General features: G+C 57.5%; 29 protein-coding genes. 13 read left to right on the top strand and 16 right to left on the bottom strand.

What is annotated here, in order from left to right:
- Nucleotides 1–82: 82 nt before the first annotated feature.
- From ACQ4N7_RS28475 to ACQ4N7_RS28440, 8 genes are all read right to left on the bottom strand, one after another.
- Nucleotides 83–379, bottom strand: a complete 297-nt coding sequence (locus ACQ4N7_RS28475) for a hypothetical protein (RefSeq protein ID WP_430714824.1) — start codon at nt 377–379, stop codon at nt 83–85.
- A 50-nt stretch (nt 380–429) separates the two neighbouring features.
- Nucleotides 430–672 carry a hypothetical protein gene (locus ACQ4N7_RS28470; RefSeq protein ID WP_430714823.1) on the bottom strand — a complete coding sequence of 81 codons (243 nt, stop codon included), beginning with the start codon at nt 670–672 and terminating at the stop codon, nt 430–432.
- Nucleotides 673–830: 158 nt separating this feature from the next.
- A complete protein-coding gene (locus tag ACQ4N7_RS28465; RefSeq protein WP_430714822.1) occupies nt 831–2,342 on the bottom strand; it encodes a hypothetical protein in 1,512 nt (503 codons plus the stop codon).
- Complete coding sequence (locus tag ACQ4N7_RS28460; RefSeq protein WP_430714821.1) at nt 2,339–2,749, bottom strand: hypothetical protein; 411 nt, start codon at nt 2,747–2,749, stop codon at nt 2,339–2,341. Before ACQ4N7_RS28460 ends, ACQ4N7_RS28465 begins: the two co-directional genes overlap by 4 nt.
- Nucleotides 2,750–2,751: 2 nt before the next feature.
- Complete coding sequence (locus tag ACQ4N7_RS28455) at nt 2,752–3,066, bottom strand: hypothetical protein (protein WP_430714820.1); 315 nt, start codon at nt 3,064–3,066, stop codon at nt 2,752–2,754.
- 88 nt (nt 3,067–3,154) lie between these two features.
- Nucleotides 3,155–3,412 (bottom strand): hypothetical protein, encoded by a 258-nt coding sequence (locus ACQ4N7_RS28450; protein WP_430714819.1) that lies wholly within the window; start codon nt 3,410–3,412, stop codon nt 3,155–3,157.
- Nucleotides 3,413–3,461: 49 nt separating this feature from the next.
- Entirely contained in the window at nt 3,462–3,713 is a 252-nt protein-coding gene (locus tag ACQ4N7_RS28445) for a hypothetical protein (RefSeq protein WP_430714818.1), read from the bottom strand.
- Nucleotides 3,714–3,770: 57 nt separating this feature from the next.
- Nucleotides 3,771–4,379, bottom strand: a complete 609-nt coding sequence (locus ACQ4N7_RS28440; protein ID WP_430714817.1) for a hypothetical protein — start codon at nt 4,377–4,379, stop codon at nt 3,771–3,773.
- A 186-nt stretch (nt 4,380–4,565) separates the two neighbouring features.
- Here ACQ4N7_RS28440 and ACQ4N7_RS28435 point away from each other — a divergent pair, with 186 nt between their 5' ends.
- The 10 genes from ACQ4N7_RS28435 to ACQ4N7_RS28390 all read left to right on the top strand — a co-directional run bounded on the left by ACQ4N7_RS28435 (nt 4,566) and on the right by ACQ4N7_RS28390 (nt 13,239).
- Nucleotides 4,566–4,733 carry a ribbon-helix-helix protein, CopG family gene (locus ACQ4N7_RS28435; protein WP_430714816.1) on the top strand — a complete coding sequence of 56 codons (168 nt, stop codon included), beginning with the start codon at nt 4,566–4,568 and terminating at the stop codon, nt 4,731–4,733.
- A complete protein-coding gene (locus ACQ4N7_RS28430; RefSeq protein ID WP_430714815.1) occupies nt 4,730–5,308 on the top strand; it encodes a hypothetical protein in 579 nt (192 codons plus the stop codon). The genes ACQ4N7_RS28435 and ACQ4N7_RS28430 overlap by 4 nt, the downstream gene beginning before the upstream one ends.
- Nucleotides 5,308–5,991 carry a hypothetical protein gene (locus tag ACQ4N7_RS28425; RefSeq protein WP_430714814.1) on the top strand — a complete coding sequence of 228 codons (684 nt, stop codon included), beginning with the start codon at nt 5,308–5,310 and terminating at the stop codon, nt 5,989–5,991. The genes ACQ4N7_RS28430 and ACQ4N7_RS28425 overlap by 1 nt, the downstream gene beginning before the upstream one ends.
- Nucleotides 5,992–6,299: 308 nt before the next feature.
- Nucleotides 6,300–6,596, top strand: a complete 297-nt coding sequence (locus ACQ4N7_RS28420) for a hypothetical protein (RefSeq protein ID WP_430714813.1) — start codon at nt 6,300–6,302, stop codon at nt 6,594–6,596.
- The gene (locus tag ACQ4N7_RS28415; RefSeq protein ID WP_430714812.1) at nt 6,593–10,147 is read left to right on the top strand and encodes a hypothetical protein; all 3,555 of its coding nucleotides are present in this window, start codon (nt 6,593–6,595) and stop codon (nt 10,145–10,147) included. The genes ACQ4N7_RS28420 and ACQ4N7_RS28415 overlap by 4 nt, the downstream gene beginning before the upstream one ends.
- The gene (locus ACQ4N7_RS28410) at nt 10,140–11,534 is read left to right on the top strand and encodes a DEAD/DEAH box helicase (RefSeq protein ID WP_430714811.1); all 1,395 of its coding nucleotides are present in this window, start codon (nt 10,140–10,142) and stop codon (nt 11,532–11,534) included. The genes ACQ4N7_RS28415 and ACQ4N7_RS28410 overlap by 8 nt, the downstream gene beginning before the upstream one ends.
- A gap of 89 nt (nt 11,535–11,623) precedes the next feature.
- Nucleotides 11,624–11,836 carry a hypothetical protein gene (locus ACQ4N7_RS28405; RefSeq protein ID WP_430714810.1) on the top strand — a complete coding sequence of 71 codons (213 nt, stop codon included), beginning with the start codon at nt 11,624–11,626 and terminating at the stop codon, nt 11,834–11,836.
- Complete coding sequence (locus ACQ4N7_RS28400) at nt 11,836–12,393, top strand: hypothetical protein (RefSeq protein WP_430714809.1); 558 nt, start codon at nt 11,836–11,838, stop codon at nt 12,391–12,393. The genes ACQ4N7_RS28405 and ACQ4N7_RS28400 overlap by 1 nt, the downstream gene beginning before the upstream one ends.
- A 2-nt stretch (nt 12,394–12,395) precedes the next feature.
- Entirely contained in the window at nt 12,396–12,941 is a 546-nt protein-coding gene (locus ACQ4N7_RS28395) for a terminase small subunit (protein ID WP_430714808.1), read from the top strand.
- Nucleotides 12,931–13,239, top strand: coding sequence for a hypothetical protein (locus ACQ4N7_RS28390; protein ID WP_430714807.1), 309 nt, complete (start codon nt 12,931–12,933; stop codon nt 13,237–13,239). The genes ACQ4N7_RS28395 and ACQ4N7_RS28390 overlap by 11 nt, the downstream gene beginning before the upstream one ends.
- 269 nt (nt 13,240–13,508) lie before the next feature.
- Here ACQ4N7_RS28390 and ACQ4N7_RS28385 read toward each other — a convergent pair whose 3' ends face one another.
- A complete protein-coding gene (locus tag ACQ4N7_RS28385; RefSeq protein ID WP_430714806.1) occupies nt 13,509–13,877 on the bottom strand; it encodes a hypothetical protein in 369 nt (122 codons plus the stop codon).
- The gene (locus tag ACQ4N7_RS28380) at nt 13,870–14,472 is read right to left on the bottom strand and encodes an AAA family ATPase (RefSeq protein ID WP_430714805.1); all 603 of its coding nucleotides are present in this window, start codon (nt 14,470–14,472) and stop codon (nt 13,870–13,872) included. The genes ACQ4N7_RS28385 and ACQ4N7_RS28380 overlap by 8 nt, the downstream gene beginning before the upstream one ends.
- A gap of 176 nt (nt 14,473–14,648) precedes the next feature.
- On the opposite strand from ACQ4N7_RS28380, the gene ACQ4N7_RS28375 reads away from it, so the two are divergent.
- Nucleotides 14,649–14,777 (top strand): hypothetical protein, encoded by a 129-nt coding sequence (locus tag ACQ4N7_RS28375; RefSeq protein WP_430714804.1) that lies wholly within the window; start codon nt 14,649–14,651, stop codon nt 14,775–14,777.
- A gap of 277 nt (nt 14,778–15,054) precedes the next feature.
- On the opposite strand, the gene ACQ4N7_RS28370 is transcribed toward ACQ4N7_RS28375, so the two are convergent.
- The 4 genes from ACQ4N7_RS28370 to ACQ4N7_RS28355 all read right to left on the bottom strand — a co-directional run bounded on the left by ACQ4N7_RS28370 (nt 15,055) and on the right by ACQ4N7_RS28355 (nt 16,996).
- Nucleotides 15,055–15,753, bottom strand: coding sequence for a hypothetical protein (locus ACQ4N7_RS28370; RefSeq protein WP_430714803.1), 699 nt, complete (start codon nt 15,751–15,753; stop codon nt 15,055–15,057).
- A 317-nt stretch (nt 15,754–16,070) separates the two neighbouring features.
- Nucleotides 16,071–16,334: a hypothetical protein gene (locus tag ACQ4N7_RS28365; protein WP_430714802.1), complete on the bottom strand. Its 264-nt coding sequence runs from the start codon at nt 16,332–16,334 to the stop codon at nt 16,071–16,073.
- Between the two features lie 107 nt (nt 16,335–16,441).
- Entirely contained in the window at nt 16,442–16,768 is a 327-nt protein-coding gene (locus ACQ4N7_RS28360; RefSeq protein WP_430714801.1) for a hypothetical protein, read from the bottom strand.
- An 84-nt stretch (nt 16,769–16,852) separates the two neighbouring features.
- The gene (locus tag ACQ4N7_RS28355) at nt 16,853–16,996 is read right to left on the bottom strand and encodes a hypothetical protein (RefSeq protein WP_430714800.1); all 144 of its coding nucleotides are present in this window, start codon (nt 16,994–16,996) and stop codon (nt 16,853–16,855) included.
- A gap of 233 nt (nt 16,997–17,229) precedes the next feature.
- Between ACQ4N7_RS28355 and ACQ4N7_RS28350 the strand changes: the two genes are divergently transcribed.
- Both ACQ4N7_RS28350 and ACQ4N7_RS28345 read left to right on the top strand, forming a co-directional pair.
- On the top strand, nt 17,230–17,625 hold the full coding sequence (locus ACQ4N7_RS28350) for a helix-turn-helix domain-containing protein (RefSeq protein ID WP_430714799.1): 396 nt from the start codon (nt 17,230–17,232) through the stop codon (nt 17,623–17,625).
- Nucleotides 17,618–18,028, top strand: coding sequence for a hypothetical protein (locus ACQ4N7_RS28345; RefSeq protein ID WP_430714798.1), 411 nt, complete (start codon nt 17,618–17,620; stop codon nt 18,026–18,028). The genes ACQ4N7_RS28350 and ACQ4N7_RS28345 overlap by 8 nt, the downstream gene beginning before the upstream one ends.
- Nucleotides 18,029–18,421: 393 nt before the next feature.
- Here the strand turns inward: ACQ4N7_RS28345 and ACQ4N7_RS28340 are convergent, their stop codons facing one another.
- Nucleotides 18,422–18,580 (bottom strand): hypothetical protein, encoded by a 159-nt coding sequence (locus ACQ4N7_RS28340; protein ID WP_430714797.1) that lies wholly within the window; start codon nt 18,578–18,580, stop codon nt 18,422–18,424.
- Nucleotides 18,581–18,835: 255 nt separating this feature from the next.
- Nucleotides 18,836–19,414, bottom strand: a complete 579-nt coding sequence (locus ACQ4N7_RS28335; protein WP_430714796.1) for a hypothetical protein — start codon at nt 19,412–19,414, stop codon at nt 18,836–18,838.
- Nucleotides 19,415–19,505 lie beyond the last annotated feature (91 nt).

Here is a 19,505-nt window from a genome sequence, read left to right as displayed (position 1 = left end):
GTGTATCAGCCACAGTAAAGAGACGTGACCAGTGCAGAATTCCTGAATTTTTGAGTCTCGTAGTCACTGCCCTATAAAGGTTTCAGGAGATGTGGCCCATTTTTACACGAATCGGTGCCATACCCCCGCCAGAGTTGAGGAAGTCGTCAACGCCATCGAACAGCAGAGCAGGCTGGCCGTTGATGTCGCTCATTGTGGGGCGGCTGGCCTCGATATCTTGCTCGGATGGGATAGGGTTGCTGCCCCTGGTTTCTGCGTAACCAACCGTATCGCTTGGCCCCGCTAACTGAGGAACTGGGTTCTCGGTGTAGGCCGTATCGGGGGTCTCGGGGTTGATGTAGAACTCTAGATTGGGCGTGGTCAAGATGGGATCTGACATAGTTACTCCTGGGTGAAGTTTTCAGGCCCTCAATGCTGTGGGCTGCGGCACTACAACAGACTCAGCTGCTGCACTCTGGGCTGGCCTATTTCGGTCGGCGTGGCTGGCCTCAGCTCTGCCAGTAGCCCTTTCCAATCTGCCCCGGCGTCGGCATCAACGTGGCCGTATTTGTAGCCAACCTTCGACACCATTCCAGTGCGGCCATCGGGCAAGACAACGCGATCGCCGTAGGCAAAATCGTGGGGGTTAAGCTGGTGCAATTCGAGTGGGGTGTAAGGGCATTGCCAAGCCATTTTTGGGTGCTCACTTTCTAGGGTTTGTTGTTAGCGTCTGGAGCGGTCTGGAGCGTCCGGTAAGGCGTCCCGTGGGGGTGTCCGGTCAGACGCACCGGACGGGGACGCCGGACGGCACCAGACGCCCATGCTGCAAGGCACCGGACGCTACCGGACGCCTACCCCCGTCCGGTCAGATTAGAGTTAGGGGGTAGGCTGTAGCGTGGGTTCTCCTCGTCTGTCTGGAGCAGCTCACCCCGTCTGGTGAGCCCCGCCAAAATGACAGCGAAGAGGTCTTTATCAACATTCTTGAGTGGGCGTCTTTTGTTTTTGATTTCGTGCGCCTTCATCGGCTCAGATGCCCCGGCCAGTACCTCAAAAATAATCCCCTCGATCGCCTCCAGATTCAGCTGCTCATCCTCATCTGGTTCAACAGTTGTCACCGCTGGTTTAGGGCGGTGAATTGTTGCGGGCTGCGAGGGCCTTGGGCCTGTGTCACTACTGCCAATCTCATCTATTCCTGGCAGCCAGCCATCGTCTTGAATCAGCTCATCAGGCACAGGATGAGAGGCAATGTCAAGGGCGGCCAGCTGCGTTTCGGTGAGGTACGGCAGTGGGAAACAACGCCATTCTCCTAGCAGGTTTGTCAGCACCAGCGGGTGGCGATCGCTTTTGAGCTGGCGACGGGCGGACTGGTATTCTGCCTCGATGCGATCGCGGTGGCGGTCATTAACAAAGCGGTAGTTGCCGATCATATTTTCGATGGCATCGAATCCCCCAAGGCGAGACCCTAGGCAGGCAACCCGGAAGTTTGAGCGAATGCCGCCGCTAAATTTCAGGTCGTCAGCATTGGGCGATTGGGAGATGAGCACCAGCTGCCCACCCCCACCCCTAGCTACGCTGGCCATAGCCTCTACGCTGATCTCTAGCTCGCGGCCATAGGGCTCAAACGCCCCTTTGCGCTTTTTTAGCCCAGTACTGAGGGTTAGGTATTCCTCCAGCACCGTCACCATTTGCGGCCCTTCCCATTTGTCTTGGTCTACTCGCTGTTGAATCAGGTTAAGCAGCTTGTGCAGCCGGTAACAGATGGTATGGGCGTCTTCCAGCGAGGGCCGAAAGTTGATCCGTAGAATGTTTTCGGTCGGCACCCCAGACCAGGCGGCCCCTTTGCCCTCTACCACTTGCAGCACCGTCTCACGGGCTCGGCTTTGGGCACCCAAAAGCAGGTACAGAAATGACGATTTACCAGTGTCGGTGGGGCTGAGTAAGGCTAGGTGGGTGCGCCATTCCTTAGCCGCCGCAATCAGGTATTCCCAGGCGTCGACTACCTCCACCGATTCAGCAGCTTCAGCCTCAGAAATGGCCCCTACCTCTACCGCGTCGGTGGTCTCTTGCCAGAGCAGTTGCTGGCGGCCTGCGTCGGTCACATCCTCGTAATCAAGCAGCACCCGACCAGCCTTAACCGAGTCCTCCACCGCTAGGCGACCCAAAGCCGCGATCGGCAGAGTGGCGGCAATGATGCCGGTACGCACCCAATGCAGGCGGTTGTCGTGCTCCTCTGCTATCAAGGTGGAGCCCAGCAGCAAAGCCCAGGCGGTTAAGCCCATGCCCCAAGACAAAATGCCCCGGCGTAGACGGATGGCCTGAAGCAGGGGATAGTCGGCGCGATCGAAGTTATAGCGGGTAGTCATAGCGCCCTCATCCAAAAGCCGTTAGTTGCGATCGCCAGCGAACCGACCACCATGACCAGCCGACACCAGCAGTCGGCGCGGTGGTTGGGCAGCGACTCAGCCACCATGGCGATCGCCACCACGGGCGGGACTAGGGTGAGCAGCATGGCAGTTAGGCCCAGGTAGTAGGGCAACAGGCCGTCATACATCAGAGAGAAGGGAAGACGAAACAGCACGGCCAGGGTTGTTACCCACATTGCAGAGTCAACCAGCAGGCCTCGAGCGGGGAGGGCGATCGCATTGGCAGCCCGGTAGATGGCCTCAGACTTAACGCTGTAGCGGTTGCCCCCCAAGGCTACGGCAGACTTCCCACCGAAGGCGGTACGGGTAATAATTTCGGGGCGGTTTGGGTCTTGGTTGCTGGTCATGGCTACCACCCTCCTCGAGGCGGCTGAACGTACTGCACATCGGGGCTGCTGCCCGCTTCAACAATGGCGGCAATCAGAGCGATCGGTAGGCTGAGGGCCACTGAGACAAACAGCATGTAGGTGGCCACAAACAGCGGGTGCAGTCGCACGGTCTGGGGCTGCTCTGGCTCTGCGATCGGCGCGGGTGTAGCGGCGGCATGGTGGTGCTGGTGGAGGTGCAGTTCACCGGGTGGGGTCTTCTGCTGGGCCAGGCGGCTAGACTCCTGCTGCTGAACTAACCAGATAGCGAGGGCGTCTGCCCTGGGGTCATGGCTCATAATGGTGTGAGTCCGTTTACGTAAGGGTTCTCGGGCAAGGCCCCCAGCAGGTTTGACGGCCAGCGCTGGGGGTTTTTAGTGGCAGGATTCAAGCTTTGGCGCGTTGGTTGAGGGCCTTGGCAACCCTCATGGGTTCGCCGTCATAGCGAACAGCGATGGTCAAATTGGAGACGTGGCCGTTGTTTACTAGGGTTTGAAAAGCTGGTGCAGCTGAGGCATGGCAGACCAGAACAGCGCAATCGTTCCAGGCATCCCAGTGCAACGTGGGGGGCTGTGGCGGTAGTCCAAGGAAGGTTTGGAAGCATTCGCCCTGCGCGGCGAGCCAATTGAGAAGTTTGGATTCCATGGTTTCAGCTCAGGTAAATGGTTAATGGTTGGTATTGGCAAGAGCGGAACTAGCCGCGAGCGGCCTTGAGGGCAGCCTGGGCAGCGGCGTAATCAGGAATGAGCACAGCCACCTGCGCACCTTTCAGCTCAGGCTGTATCGCCAGCAGCCAGTTAGCAGCCTCAATACTGGGAACGACAATCACAGCGCGGCCAGCAGCGATATCCCAGTGGCTAGAAATGCCAAAGCTGCCTGGGGTTTGCATCAGGGATTGAACAAAGCTAGGTAAAGATTGGTACCAGGCGAAAAGCTTTTCGTGCATGGGATTAACTCAGGTAAAGAACTAAGGACACGGTCATCAGGGCGATCGCGGGCAGGATTAGCCAGCGGCATCGGCAGGGGCGGCGCTGGGCTTTCCCAGGCTTTGCAACTGCGCCAAGGCATCGGCCAGGGCGGTAGTCTCATCACTCTGCGCCTGGTCAATCTGCGCCGTTTGCAGGCGGTATAAGCGCTGCTCTAGGGCTAACTCCTGCGCCTTGGCAGCGATCGTTCCCTGGGCCTGTTTAGTGGCCCGCAACCGCTGCTCACGGGCGGCAATGTCATTGATCAGCGCCCCCTGAATCAGGTCGGCAGTCTGCAAAAACTGCTCAGCTACCGCTAAAGGGTCGTCAATCACCAGTGCGCTGCTGTCTCGGAATTGCCCTAGGTCCACGGTCAACCCCTGATAGTTGGGCAGGTCGATGGTGGTGCAGTGGTTGCCCACGTCGATGGTCATGCCGGCATCGGCGGGCTCGGCAAGAACAGAGGCAGGGGGCAACGCAGCCGGGGCAGGTGGGGGGCAGAACTGCGCGATCGCAGCTTCGACAGCAAGGGCACTTAGGCCGTCGCTGGTGCTGTAGCCGTGGTCATTGAGCCAGCGGCGCACGCTGGTCTTAGGCAGGTTGCCATTCTCTTTGCAGAACGAGTGAAGGCTAACGAGTTCGGTCATAGCTAAAAGTCCTTTAATCCGTTGCGGGTACGGGTTTGGCGCGGATTGGCACGGCAAACAGTGGGCCAAGTAGTGCCAGCCCTGTGCCTATGCCGTTTCGTTGCTATAATATAGTAGTAACATACTTTTAGTAGTAGTGCTACTATTAAGAGGCGAAGATCATTATTCCTAGTTGAGGTAGCATTAGTGGCATTAATTCCCGAAGGCGACACAATGCGGCTCCAGGTTGACGTTTCCGAGGACATCAAGACCCGGCTCAAGGTAGCAGCGGCCAAACAGAACCGCACCATGTCGGAGCTGGCAGAAGAGGCTCTGGCCGCCTATCTGGCAAAGATTGAGAAGGCAGGCAAATGAGTACCACCGGCGACAAAGCCAAGCGCGCCACGGTTGCGATCGGCCCGTTGTCGGTCGATGGGTTTCAGATGCCCGATGGCTCCTATCGGATGAGCATCTCCGGCACGGCTGAATCAGTGGGGTTGACAGCTAGAAACGCTTTCGATTTTTTGCGCTCGAAGGCGGCAGAACGCTTGCTAGGCGGGGGTTATACGGGTTCGGTTTCTGAGGTGGAAGTAGAATCTGCTCCCGATCAAGCCAGGGGGCAAACTCGCATTCAAGCTATCCCGCTGAACATTGTTAGTAAATACTGGCTTTGGCAGTCCTACCGAGGGAATAAGCAAGCTTTTGCCCTGGTAGATGCCTTGCTAGAGGAATCTCTAGAACGTCGCTTTGATGCTGCCTTTGGTGTGGAGCGTAGTGAGAGCGATCGCGATGCGCTGCTGGTTCAGCGGCTAGAGCGAACCGAGGCCGACTTGGCAGCGCTGGGGGACGCCTACGCAGAGCTCGACATCAGAACAGAGCGAGAGGCCCGGCTAGAGCAGCAGCTCAGGGACGCGGGTATTGAGCCGTGGCAGTTGCCGGAGGGGGAATGATGAGCCTGACCGTTGATGAAGTTTTAAGTAGCATGTTTGCCCCTCCGACTCCCCCAGCTGACAACATCTGGCGGCAAGTCTGCTACCGAATCACGGCACCGATAAGATCGGACCAGCAACCACAGTTTTCCAAGGATTACAACCAATTGATATTGGTTGAGCTAATCCGTCGGAAATGGAACAAAAAATTCAGGGTAAGGGGATTATCCCGAGCAACAGCCCGGCAGTTGAAGGCAGTAGGAGCTGTTGCGGAAGCACTGCTTAATCTAATATCTGCGGTTCAAGAGGTTGCTCCAGAAGCGCTGGGTTATCGGCACCAGGCGGAATGGTTTGAGGTGTTGTTGCTCGAAAGCGAAGCGATAGGGTGGGCATTCAAAGGCGACTTTAGCGGGAAGCGTGAGATAGTCAGGCACCGGGCTACGCAGAATCGCAAGGTAAATGCCCTAGAAAATCCCTTCACCTCAGCCTGCACCCAGACGTTCTTCTCTGTAGTCCTACCTATTGCAGAGCAGGACAACCCGTCAGTCCTAAAGGCCGTTCGAGCGTTCACCAAGGCCAGAAGCGCTTTGAATAAATCAGAAAATATTGAGGGAACTGGCTGCTACCGTCTGGCTGCTACCGGGGCAGATGCTTTAGTTAAGCGAGGCAGGAAAAAAGATGTTCCTGAAACCCTTACAGGATAGGGGTTTTGGGATAAAAAGACGTTTCGTATTTTCGAGAAAATACGAGTTTAGACTAGACCCAAGAGCGTTTCCTAAAGTTTGGCGACCGAAGGCGCTCCCCCGTGGAGGGATATAACCCGCCCCTCCAGCAGAAAACCCGCTCACATTCCCTAAAGTTTGGCGACCGAAGGATGTGAAACGGGTTTTCCGGAGGGTTGCACAACTAGCCAGGCAAGGCAATGAACAACCGTTCGATAAATGCTCGCGGGGGTGCGGGCGCATTCAACAATATTGTACACGCCCCAGATCGATCCGCAACAGCCCCAGATATGGCGCTTCGGATCCCAGTCGGGCACAAGCTGCCGCTATTCAGCCAGCAGGGACAACCCGATACCCCCCTAAGGGTTGAGCCAGACCTGCTCCACTACGGCCCTGGTCAGCGGTGGAGGTGCATCGATGGGTACAGCGATCGCAGCTTCGGCGGTAGCTTTGCTGGGCCAGAGATTGACTACATCGTGGCCGAGTTTCGAGACTGGGCAGGGGCGATAAGCCCTGGTCAATTTGAGGTTGTGGCTAAGGCGGCGATCAAGGCTTGCCGGGTGCAGGGGCAGGGGGTGGCAGCATGAGCACCTTCACCGTTGGCATTAACAAAAAGGTTGTCGGCAAGTGTGACGCCGACATGCTCAGCTATGCGAAAGCATGGATTGCGGGCAAGCTGACGCTGACCCAGCTGGCTGAGCACATCGGCGCTGGTCACCCATGGATGCCTGCACTACTGGATGCAGGCCAGCGGCGGTATCAGCGCTATAGCAACCATGCTGAGGTGCTGGCCCTCGACATAGACAGCGGCATGACCATCGCCCAGGCAATAGCTAACCCGGTTGTCAGTCGGCATTGTGGGCTAGGCATTGAATCGGCCAGCAGCACGTCAGAGCACAACAAATTCCGTCTTGTGTTTGTGCTCCCCCGAGCCGTCGAAGGGCACGCCACTATCAGGATCTGTAACCAGTACCTGGCCTATATCGTTGGCAGTGCTGACCGAGCGTGTAAGGATGCCAGCCGTTATTTCTTTGGTGCGCCAGGTCGCGAGCCGTTCCTGCTCAACGATGTAGCCAAGTTGCCCGCGTCATTTGTTGAGGACGCGATCGCATGGTATGAGGCTGCTGTTGCCAAAGCTGAGGCCGAAGCCGAGGCCAACCGGCGGCGATGGGCAGAGATGCCTAAGAGTCAGTCTGGCGATGTTGTCAGGGATGCTCTGAGCTGTGTTCGCCCCTATGCCCCAGGTGAAGGGCGTTATGCCGACCTAATTCCGATGATTGGCGGTGTGCTCAATGAGTACGGCCCCGAAGGCGAGCAGATGCTGCGCGAATGGGATGGCGGGCGCGGTGACTGGGGGCGCGGTGGTTTCGATCGCATCCTCGATTCAGTACGCACCAGCCAGCCCACACGCAAAGCTACCCTGGGCACTCTGTTCTACCTGGCCAAGCAGGAAGGCTTTAGATTCCCAAAGCAAGCAAGGGGCGCGGTTAAGAGGGGGGGGAAAGCTGCACCCATTACTAATGCACAAACCACCAACACCAGCGGCGACGGCGACAAACCAGAGACTGGGGCAACCCGGCGCACTCGAGAAAAGTGGCAGGCAGTAGAGAAGGAGTATGGGCTCTCGTTACCCGTAGATGAATTTGAGGATCAGTACACCGAGGCCCGGGCGCTGGCCGAGATTGAGCGCATCAAAGCAGAGGTGCAGGCCATCTATGAACCTGGCCAGGTTGTACCCGATCGCATCATTATCAATGGTCAGAACGGGTTCTCTGAGGCCGACCTGGCAGCACTCCTGCAGGTCGATGCCCCCACCGTTGGCACTGGTAACACCGGCTGCGGTAAGACCCAGCTTGCGGTGGCCCTCGATGAGTACATGGGCCATCCTTCACTGGCAGGTGAGGCATCCACACAAAACCTCAGCATTGGCCAAGCTGACCGACTGGGCACCACCTCGACGGCATCGGGCAAAACCGTACCCATCGACTGGGCACGGGTTTCAATGCCTGCTGAATCGGTGTATAAAATCGGCAGCAGAACCCCAGAGCTACTAATCGTAGATGAGCCCGACGCACTACTGCCCCGACTGCTGGAGGGCAGCCTAGGCGATGCTCAGGACGCAAACCTAAGCACCCAGCGCAGACTCGCAAAGAGCGTTAAAACCCAGCTCTGGCTTAACGCCAATATGAGCCCGGTCACCATCGACGCGATCGCGCACCTATCCGGCAAGCAGCCCTACATCGTAGAAATCCAACGCGACTACGGGGCGGCATTCCACCCTGAAGATGTTGAAGTACAGATCTACACTGACGACGACGAAGGCAACAGCGGCAAGTATCCCTGGTTAGCTGCACTCTTTCAGGCAGCCAAGGCAGGGCAAACCCTGCTGGTGCTGGAGCCATCTGTACAGATGGCGAAGACCATCAAACGGATGGCGATCGCCCGTGGCATCAGCTGCACCCTGAGAGACGGCACATTCTCTACCATCGACCAGCGACGCGGTTTTGCATTCAACCCCGACCAAGTCTGTGCCAAGCGTCAGATCACCATCGTTACCCGCCTGGCTGAGACTGGGGCCGACATCAAGGCCAAGCCCGATGCGGTATTCGTGCGGCTCTCTCCCAACCAAACCAGTGAGCAGGGGTATCAATTCCTGAGCAGGGCTAGGAAGCTGCTCACCGGAGAAATCCCCCAGCTACACATTCACCCCCCCTCGCTAACGTTCTCAGGCCCTGAGCAGGTCTCTGTAGCGTGGCAGCTGGAGCGCATCAAGGCAGCCAATGCCTATAAGGTCGAACTACTCAAGACTGCGGCTAAGGGCAATAGAGCGCAGCTGGCAGAGGTGCAGAACCGCATCGATGAGCTAGAGGCTGAGTTCACCCTGCTGGCCCGCTATAAGGCTGAGGATGCAGCCCAGCGCATTTTCAGGAGCGAGTATCTACTCAAACGCTTGGCCCAGGTTGGGTTCAACGTTGACCCCAGCGAGGCCATCACCGGCAACTCTGACGCCACCGACCGATGGGAGAGCCAGGTCGCTAAGCACAAGCGCCGCAATGATGAAACGAAGGCGGCATGTATTGCACGCGGGCATCGGCATCTAGGGGAATACACCCCCGACTACCAAGACAAGATCGGCGATATCAGAGAGCAGGGCTTTATCCTCGGGTGCAAGCGTAAAAAGCTTGACTTGGCAGCCAGATTCCCCCTGAGCCCGTTAGAGAATCCCGACTGGATTCTGAGCCAGGTTATCGACAATGAACGCGCCGAACCCCAAACGCTGGTGCTCGGCATCCTACTGCTGACCAAAGACCCAGCAGCACGCGCAGCACTCCAGCAGCACCGAGCGCACCTGGCCGACAGTGCGATCGCAGTGGGTAACCAATATGGCCCACTAACACTGATCCGTAAGCTGGCCCACCGTATCGACCTAGCCGCCCTCGATATTGCAGCACTGCTCAGTCAGTCGGAGCTAGTGCAGGCCATCGTAGACGGCACCCTAGGCGAGTTCTGCAAAGCCGATGCAGCGGTGCAGGAATTGGCAGCGCTACTCAGGGCCAATGAACAGCGTCTGAGCGTGTTCTGTCGGCTGTACCTCGACCACGAGATGAGCTGGAGCGAGAAAAGCGACACAGCCCTAGTTTGTAAGGCGCTGAACAAGCTGCTGGGGCTGCCCACGGCTAAGACCACTCAGAAGCGCGTCAACGGCAAGCCCTGCCATTTCTACGAGTTGGGCAACACCGACACGGCGATCGCGGTGCGGGTAGAAAAGATTGTGGCCAAGTCTCACGGTATGGCCGACCCCGATGACGTGCGCCCCCAGTTGCTAGAGGCATGGGGCAAGCACTGGGCCATGGCTGAGTCGGCAGCGGAGGGCTGGTGCCAGTCAGCGGGTGCAACCCGTGAAGCCACGGCAGAGCCGCCCCTTGAGCCCTGTCACACTAAATCCAAGACCTTAGAACCAGGTACTGGATTTAGTGTGACACCCCCCCCGCCGGAGATAAGCCCAGGTGACTGGGCAGAGCTTCAGGAGATGGTTGCTTGGGCCCAACAGGCTGGTGCAGATGCCCTAAACGACCTAGCTGCCACATTAGCCCCACAGGTAGGGCGCGAAACATGGGAGGTGCTGGTTAATGTCTAGCAACCTCCCCCAGCTGCGCGACTATCAAGAGCAGGCGATCGCAGATGTGCAGGCAGCCTTTACTCGCACCGACCGGGTGCTGCTGCAAATGCCGACCGGCGCGGGCAAAACCATCACATTTGCACGGTTGGCTCGCCTGGCTGTGGCAGCCGGGCAACGGGTGCTGATTATTGCCCATCGTGAAGAGCTGCTGTCACAGGCCAGCGACAAACTGCACCGTGAGACAGGGCTCACCCCCGGATTAATTCAGGGCGGGCGCAAAGCCGACTACACAGCATCGCTGCAGGTGGCGGGCATTCAATCCCTTACCCGGCGGCTGGCTTACCTACAGCCCCCGGACCTGATTGTTATAGACGAGGCGCATCATTGCACCAGCAGCAGTTACCTGAAGGTGCTCGACCAGTACCCCGACGCCAGGGTGTTAGGAGTGACCGCTACGCCAGCCCGCACTGACAAAAATGGCTTCGACCATATCTTTGATGAGTTGGTGACTGGCCCCACCGTTAAGTGGTTGATTGAGCATGGGTATCTGTCACGTTTCAAAGTATTTGCTGACCCACAGCCCATGCAGACGGCAGGCGCACGGCGCACCATGGGCGATTACTCGATCCACGACCTGGCCGACCTGAACGACGCCATCACCCTGAGCGGCAACCTGGTTGAATCCTACCGGCGGTACGCTGACGGGCTGAAAAATATTATCTTTGCCTTGAATGTTGAGCACTCGATCGCGATCGCCGAACGTTTTAATGCGGCGGGCATCCCTGCTCGACACCTCGACGGCACCAGCAGCAGGGAAGACCGGGAAGGCACCCTAGCCGCTTTCAGGGCGGGCGATATTCGAGTGCTGAGCAACTGCATGTTGTTTACTGAGGGCTTCGACGTTCCAGACGCGGCCTGCTGTCAGATTGCCAGGCCAACCGCCAGCCTAGGGCTGCATCTGCAAATGCTGGGGCGCGTGCTGCGCGTGGCTGAGGATAAGCCCTATAGCGTCATCATTGACCACACCTCGAACTGGACGAAAGGCTTGCCCGATTCACACTTTGAATGGACGCTTGAGGCACCACCGAAGGGTGAGCCCCCAGCGCTTCAGCGAGGCGAATCGGGCGAGATAATTCCAGCCCCACCCCGACCACAGGCGGTAGAAGTTGAAGCCCAGTTGGTTGAGGTGGCTAACCTCGACGGCGACGCCCTAACCGCCTGGCGCGGCATCTGGCAATACCTTGTCGATGTTCAGCAATCACGGGGTTACAAAAAGAGCTGGCTAATGTTTCAGCTTCAGAAAGAGCGTGACGTACCACTAGAGGTATGGCGCTGGTGTGCCCATGCACTGGGATGCAAGTCCGGGTGGGCCTTCTATCGCTGGAGGGATCAAAATGCTGCCTAACCGCCACCAGCCCCGGCCACCGTGAGGCGCTGTAGCCTGTAACACGCTCGATTACGAACACTACAATAAGGTAAAAGACTGAAAATCCTATGCAGACCCCACCTCCCGAGTTCAACGACGTAATAACCCACGTGGCCGAGCGCATGGCCCGTGTGCTGCTGCCCCAGCACCTCCAGGAGCACACCGACACCGACATCGACGCGATTAATGCCCAGTGGGGCGGTGAATCTGCGGCCCGCCTGGATACAGTCGATGATGACGATATCGCCACAATCAATCAAATTTGGGGAGGGCAGCGCTGATGGCTACCCCAACCCTGACCCAACAAAGCGCGATCGCTCAACTGGCCGACGCGCAGCAGCGGCACGAACTACTGTCGGTGCAATTCTCGCGGCTTCAGTCCCAGTTATCTGGGGCAGAGGTGGGCACCGTTGAGTTCACCGACGCGGCCACCCGAGCGGCCACACTGAAAACCAAGCTAACGGCCCTCACCGGCGAGATCCGAGAACTTGAGCAGGCGGCCAAGTCTGAGCAGCAGACGCGGAAGGAGCAGGATGCGGCCGCGGCCTTGGCCGCGGCAGAGCTAGAGCGACAGCTGAAGCAGGACGAGCAGGATGTTGATGCGGCGATCGCGCGCATCAATAATTTGAGCGACCAACTTGACGCTGCGCTCTCAAACTACTTCGAAAATTGCAAGTCGGCCAAGGCCCGGCTCGATGCGGCGAGGATGCGCAGGTTCAGCGAGTTGGCCTTTGATTCACGCTCCGATCGCGGCAAGCTGCCCTGGATTCAAGCTTCTGCCCAAGTCGCAAATCGAACGTCGCGCGACGGGCGGAAGCTGTTGGGGTGGAAGGGTTAACCATGGCCACTGACCCAGCAGCCCAAAACGTGTCCGACAGGCAGGCCCAGTTTTGCCGGGAATACTTGCGCATGAATAACGCTGCTGGGGCTTACCAATCGATCTACGGTTGCTCAACGAAGGCGGCTGAGTCTGGGGCCAGCAGAATGCTAAGGAGTGCTAAGGTGCAGTCCTATCTGGCCCAGCTGCGGCAAACGACCAGCCAGGCGGCTAACGTCACCCTAGAGCGCACCCTCGAAGAGATCGGCGCGATCGCATTCTCGAATATCACCGACGCTCTAACCTGGGGGCCGCACGGGGTGCAGGTGAAGCCTAGCGATACCTTACCGCCGGAGGTGCAGCGGGCGGTTGAGTCGATTACTGATAGCGGCGGGCGCAAAACCGTGAAGATGCACTCAAAAATGCAGGCGCTGGGGATGTTGGCCAAGTATTTTGGCCTCGACGACGACTTTAACAGCGCTAGGCAATGCCTCAAACGCTACGGGCTGGCACTGGTCGAAGATTCTGAAAACCCCACCGGATGGAGCGTTCGCCCCTATGAAGGCTGAGATTCCCGAGCTAAAGAATGACCCCGACCTACCCCCATCGACCCAAGGCGTTCGCCCTGCTGAGCTCGACTTCAAGGCGATGCTGGAGGAGACGATCCACGAACTGCACCGGGCACTGGTGGCAGCTCAGGGCACCCGAAAGGCACCGCTAAGTAAGGCTGAGATTGAGGCGATGAGGCAGTACAGGTTGCTATTTCCGCAAACGGTCGAAGAGTTTGTAGACTCGCTGCTGGAGGTGCCAAACTTTAGCCCCCAGGAATTTGCCCGCGTGCTTAAGGAGCGCTACAGCAAGCAATGAGCCCCAAAGTACCTATCCCCCAGCTACGGCCAATCCCAGGGTTACCCGTGCCCCCAGACTGCCCCAACTTTGTCACAGTTACCCGGCGCATTGTGGGCACAGGCAAGGGCGGCCCTGTGCCCACGGGTGAGGTGAGGTGTTACCAGGTGGATGCCAGGAAGGGCGATTGCTGCTGAGAAATACGGTGTAACAAAGTGTCGCACTGTGGGCGCATTGTGTTGCATGGTGTCGGCGTGCCTCAGGCAAGGTAGAGGCGAGTCACTAGGGCATTACTTGCCTTTTCGCCTTGGCGAAATTTTGCCCATCAGTCTGTCTGAATTTTCACCTTGCCGCCACTTCAACCAGGCATCCAGCAGGCTGTTCACCAATTCAGACTTATCCACTTCCACACCTTGGCGGCGCAATAAGGCTAATTCCATCTCTACATCAATATCAGTCTCTTCCTTGACGTAGTAAGTTCTGCCAATCCAGCCAGGGTCTGATCGTTTCCCGGTCGCTGGCCGACCTCGTTTCCTGCCTTTTGGCTGAGAGGCTTCTACCGACTGCTCCTGCTTTACCTCTTCTCGCTCTGGGCCTGCTTCTGCTGTTTTTTTTGCCCGATGAGCTAGCAGGTCTTTGAAGGGATTTTCATCAGCCATTGTCTACAGCCTCTAAAATCTCTTTGCCAACTCGCTCATATTCGCCCCAAGCGATTTTGGCCATGCGGTCTTTGACCTGGTAGACGGGTACGCCCTCAAGGCTGGCTTTCTCGTAGCAGATGAGGTTTCTAATGTCCTGGCGAAAAAGAGGAAGTCCTTCTAAAGCTTGCCTGGCTAGCCCCGCCGTCTTAACCGGGCGCGATCGCACCATCGTAAGCAGAATCCTGTATTTGCCGCTGCCTAGTGCCTGTAGCAGGTCAACGGTTTGCATCATGGCGTCTAGGTCAAGAGCGGCGGGGGTGGTAGGGAGTACTAGTAGCTCACACCCATCGGCCAGTGATTCTAATTCAGATTTATCCGGTCTAGCTGCGGTGTCTATGATGACGTGCTCATAATTCCGGCTATGCCTGGGTGCCGCCATGACATCAACGACCTTGAAGGGGAGTTCACCTCGCTGACCCCAACCAGTAGCACTGGAGTTAGGGTCGCCATCGACGAGCAGGGTCGGCCCGTGCTGCTGAAAGAAGCAGGCCAAGTGAACGGCTGTAGTCGTTTTGCCCACACCTCCCTTAAACCCGGCCACAGTGACGTACATTTATGCCCTCCAACATATAGGAGGAACTCTAAACCGCCTGGGTGCCATTGTCTATTTTCATCAATAACCCTTGGCGAAAATCTATAAATTCGTATTTTCGCCAATTCAAAAAGGCGGCTACCATCTAATCTGATTGGCAGATAGATATTGCCCTACCATCGTCAACAGCGTCACCTATGCCCCATTGGCAACCGCTACCCTATCCCTCATGGCACCGGCGCGATCGCTACGTGGCCAGAATCAACCGCTGGCACCTCGATCGCTGTCTCAAGCTGAGTCTAAGGCCTGACCAGAGAGATAAGTAAAAATACCTTGTGCCAGTTGCCGAAAATCCTGGCCTAAATTTTGGACTTTTCGACCTCGATCGAGGTGTGTGCCAGTTGCCGGAAACCTTGATTCTGTCGTAGTTGGTTTAGTCCACATTAGAAACGGCTGTATCGCTTATGAGGCGGGGATTCCAGACGTTTTTAGCCCATTGAATAGTTGCCTACCGAGCAGATAACCATGGCGGTGGACTAGGGTAAGGTGCTGTCTCATGGCAGTCTCACCGACGGCGCGGCATGGGTACTGCTGTCAGGAAGATCAATCCATGATGTGAGGCCCGCCAGCGTCATATCGTCCTAGTATTTTCTCTCTACCAATATCAACAACGAAGACCATTGTTTCGTTTGGCTTACTTGGGCTTCTCTGGTTTGCCCAAGCCTTACCCGCCTGAGAGAGAAAAAGCTCTTGCGTTTCCTGGGGCATGCGTGCCCAGGCAGTGGTTACAGCGATGCCAAGATACCGGTCATCATCTCCAATTATTTGAGCGTCTAAAAGAAATTCTTTGTCTGGGTCAATGACGAGCAGGTACGTTTTCATTGCATCAACGGCTTCGTCAATCTTTTTGGCAGCTGCTGCAGCTTCATTATCTTTGGCGGTGGCAGCGTTTTTGCTTGCATAGTCGTAGTTCGCTTGGTACTCAGGTATCTTTTGCTGCGCCGTTTGGTAGTTTTCGCTGGCGGCTGGGACGGCTTTTAGTGAATCGATCGCGGCAGCCCATCCATCAGCAACCCTGACCCAATCTCGCGCAGTTCTAGCTGTCTGTGCGCCTTCTGCTGCGGCAGTGGCTGCATTTACAGCCTCACCAAAGGAATTGTCACTTTTCGCTACTGCCTCAGCTGCTGCGGCCTGCTCTGGCTCATCATCCTCAGGCAGGGCGGCATCTAGTGCCCATAAGCCTAGGCACCCATTGAGCCCTAGCACCAGCGGGGCAAGCAGAATCGTGTTCCAAAACTTCATGACCCCACCTCGGATGTCTCTCAAGTAACCACTACAAGAGTGCCCAGCGGTATCCGGGTGTTGTACCCAAGCAAAAGCCCCCAGCCGTAGCCAGGGGCGTGTGAAATTCTCAGCCGATTCTACTGCTCAGAAGGTGGGGCAGTGCCCTGGGGCTGCTCTAACTCCCGTTCCCGCCGTTGCCTTTCTGCAATCATGCGCCGCAATAGCGCCGCAGTTCGGGGGCTGATGGTGGCTGGTTGCCGTGGGTGTGGTGTGGGCCATGGTGGTACGCGGTAGGGTGTGCAGGTGGGGCCAGCGAGGGCCAGCCCCAGGGCGGTCTAGGCGGCGAACGGTCGGGCGATGGGCCAGGTATCTACCACCTCACAGCCGGGGTGGTGCTGGGTGACGTAGGCAGCGATCGCAGCCTGCTCTCCCCAGCCGAAGTAGCCCCCGCTGGGCACCTCGACGTTCACCCCATCGATAACGGTCTGCCCCTCAATGGTGCAGGCAGTGACGGCGCGATACCAACGGGTGCGAGTGCGACGGCCAGAGCCGCGGCCAACGTCGGCGGAGTGGGTTGGTGCTGTTAGAATTGCGGTCATAATCGTTTCCTTCAGATTCGGTTTACTGCCCCTGCCATGCCCTTGAAACATCGGCGGGGGTTTGTTGTATCTGCCCTCTCTTAGCGCCGTGGGCTGGCAGCGCGGCCCTATGCCAGGGCCTCAAGCATTTCTCCCTTGCGCAGGTGTTTGCCCTTGCCGTGGGCATTCCGCCAAGCGATACACCGGCGTTGGCATTCCTTCCGCAGCTCGGCGCTGGTCATCGCGGCGATTGGCTTGGCAGATACAGCGACCTCGACCCTTGCGATCGCTACCGGGGTGGCGATCGCAGCAGCGACAGCGGGCACAGGGCGGGGTGGCTCGGACTGCGGGGCAACATCGGGCACTGGCACCGTGGCAGGAGTGGCCTCGCTGGGCTCACCTACAAACCAGAGAACGGCGACGATGGCGACGGCGTACAGAAAAATATCGAACATGGCGAAAACTCCGAAAAACGATAGCCCCGTGTAGTGGGTGGGGCTAAGGCCAGTGGGAGGCATTGCACCTCCCCAGCGGCGTGGTTACCGGCTGGCGTTGTGCAGCAGAATGGCCTGCTGCTGGTCGGTCAGTCCGTAGCGGGTGGCAGCCTGGGCGACCCAGTAGGCGGGCGCTGCCTTGTAGGGTTGGCAGCGTAGCCATTCAGCGGCCTGGCGTAGTGCGAGCATGGTCGGTTCCTCCGTAGTGGTTGCGTGGTCAGCGTGGTTGGCCCGGTCCCATCCCAGCGGCAGCGGGGAGTGTTGCCCGGTTCGGTGGCCCTGCCCCACCTGCCTTTGGGTTTTCTCCCCCCTCGGGATATCCTTAGTATTACAGATACCTGGCAGAAATGTCAACAGATATCTGATACAGATTGACAGATATCTGTAAGTTTATGTTAGATTAAGCGTATTGAGTTCTGGTGATGAAAGTGAAAAGCAATTTGCCGGTTTTGATGGCCAAACATGAGCCCCCGCTAAACCAGGCGGAGGTGGCCAGGCGATCGAAGGTCAGCCCAACCACGATTAACCAGCTCTACAACGATGCATTGCAGCGTATGGATAAGAGCCTGTGTGAGAGGCTGTATGGTGCCTTCGGGTGGACGCCTGGCGATATATGGGTGGTTGAGGTTGATAACTTCGACCATGCGGTAGAGGCCTATGCCGACTACTGCGATCGCATTGGGGCAGTGTTTCAGCAGCCGTCGCGAGTGGACTCTGAGGAAAAGCGCGGTGTTGTCTACCTGCGCAATGTTGACGGCCTGCTGGCACGGTACTCAGTGAAGCGTGGGGATATTTTAGGGGGTGAGGGCCATGAGTAGCCTGGCATCCATCATCTTGAAAGACATTGAAGCGGTACTCGGTGCATCAAACATCTTTGGCGTAGATGATGACGGGGATTCTTTGTCCGTCTGCATGATGGGAGACTATATGCTAGGCCTGTGGCCCATGCACCCATTAGAGAGCGAGAGGCCCGGGCAAGGCGTGGACGGCTACGACGATTCGAGGGATGTACCCTACGAATATTGGGAGGCTGCAATTGAAGAGCTGGAATCTCAATATAAAGAAGCGGCTAGGCTGCTGTCTGAAAAGCTCCCTGAGTTTGAGATAACAATCGGCCACAGTTATGAGGGGCCAGTAGCACCAGGCGACCCGCTACACTGGCACAACGAATATTTCAAAGAAGTTCCCAGCAGCTTTGAACTGAAGCTAAAAACAGCCTAAGCCACATGGCCGATCGCCCCCCTGCCCCGATACCGTCCACGCCGACCAAGGGCACCATAGGCCCAGCAGCGAGCGAGAGCTGATGCAATTACCCATTAATCAACCCCCTGGCCAGCGCTGCGGTCGGGGGTTTTGTTTTGGGCGCCGTCAAGCATGCTTGACGCCATCCCCCGCCATTAATTGCCACAGCAGCTCCTGCACCATTGCACCGGCGCGATCGGGCGTCAGATGGCGCGGCTACGCCCTACGGGGCTACGCTCCGAACCGTTCAGACACTACGCCATCCCTGGCGGGGCGCAACCAGCGTAAACCTTATGGCGCGGGCGGTTTAGGGTGCGATCGCAACAAAAAGCCCCGGCGCTGGGCCAGGGGCGTGGTGAAATTCCATTGGGCCTATTGTGCCTCAATCATGGCCCTGGCCTTGGCCTCGGTCGGTGCCCAGCCCAGATAGTTGCCCTGGCCGTCCCACACGTCGAAGAAAATCCCGGCGCTGCTCACTACAGCTTCGATGCTGCCTCGGTCGGTGCTGGCGATCGCATGGTGTTGGCTCATAGCGTTTTGATACCTTGCTGACGTGGTCTAACCTGATTTGTCCCACAGCCCTGGCCCCGGCGCTGCTGGCGGCCTGCAGATTTTTTACCCAAACCTTGGCGTACTGTGTGGCTCCCCCGCGATCGCCCCGAGTAGGGGCGTAGCAAAAGGGCAGTATCCAAAACTATCCCTGGGTATTGGGGCGATTTCGTTTTGGCGCACTATAAAAAAGCCCTGGCGATCGCGCCAGGGCTTGGTGTTGTCATCGTGGCCAGGTTAGCCAATCCCTAGCAGCGCCATCCAGTGGGCCTCTATCTCCTGAATTTTGGTTAGGGTCTGCTGCGCCATAAAGGCGGTGAAGGCTTTCTTCCCGTGGAAGTATTCGCTAGACCCGCTGGCGATCTTCCCCTCCGTCATCGGGAACGTATGGTTGGCGCTGCTGGGTGTACCGAAGCTGCCGAAGTTATTTGGTAGCCCCACGGCACCTCCATTGATGCGCACTGTGGGAGTATTGGCCCCGTCGAAGTTGACGATAATCAGAAATGGCCCAGTGCCAGCCAAAGCCCCATTAGCGCTCTGTAGGTTGCGGAAGGCTGCCCCTGATACACCCCGTGCAATGAAGAGCCCCAGTCGGTCTGTGGCAGGGATAACAGATCTATTGTCGTAGTAAAGGGTGAATCCAATGTTTAGGCTATTGCGCCCGCAGGTGTCGATGAACGACATTGCTACATTGCCAGGGTTGGCCTGGGCTTTCTCGATCGCAGTAACCAGCGTATAGCCCGTGGTGTTGTGCAAAAAGTTGAAGTCACCAACCACGCCAGGGGTATGGCACCGATTCGTGTAAAAATGGGCCACATCTCCTGAAACCTTTATAGGGCAGTGACTACGAGACTCAAAAATTCAGGAATTCTGCACTGGTCACGTCTCTTTACTGTGGCTGATACAC

The organism is Nodosilinea sp. AN01ver1 (genome assembly GCF_050565655.1).
In the GTDB taxonomy this organism is placed as follows: domain Bacteria; phylum Cyanobacteriota; class Cyanobacteriia; order Phormidesmidales; family Phormidesmidaceae; genus Nodosilinea.
The sequence above is the reverse complement of the archived record's forward strand: the minus strand, read 5'-3'. Positions and strand labels throughout refer to the sequence as shown.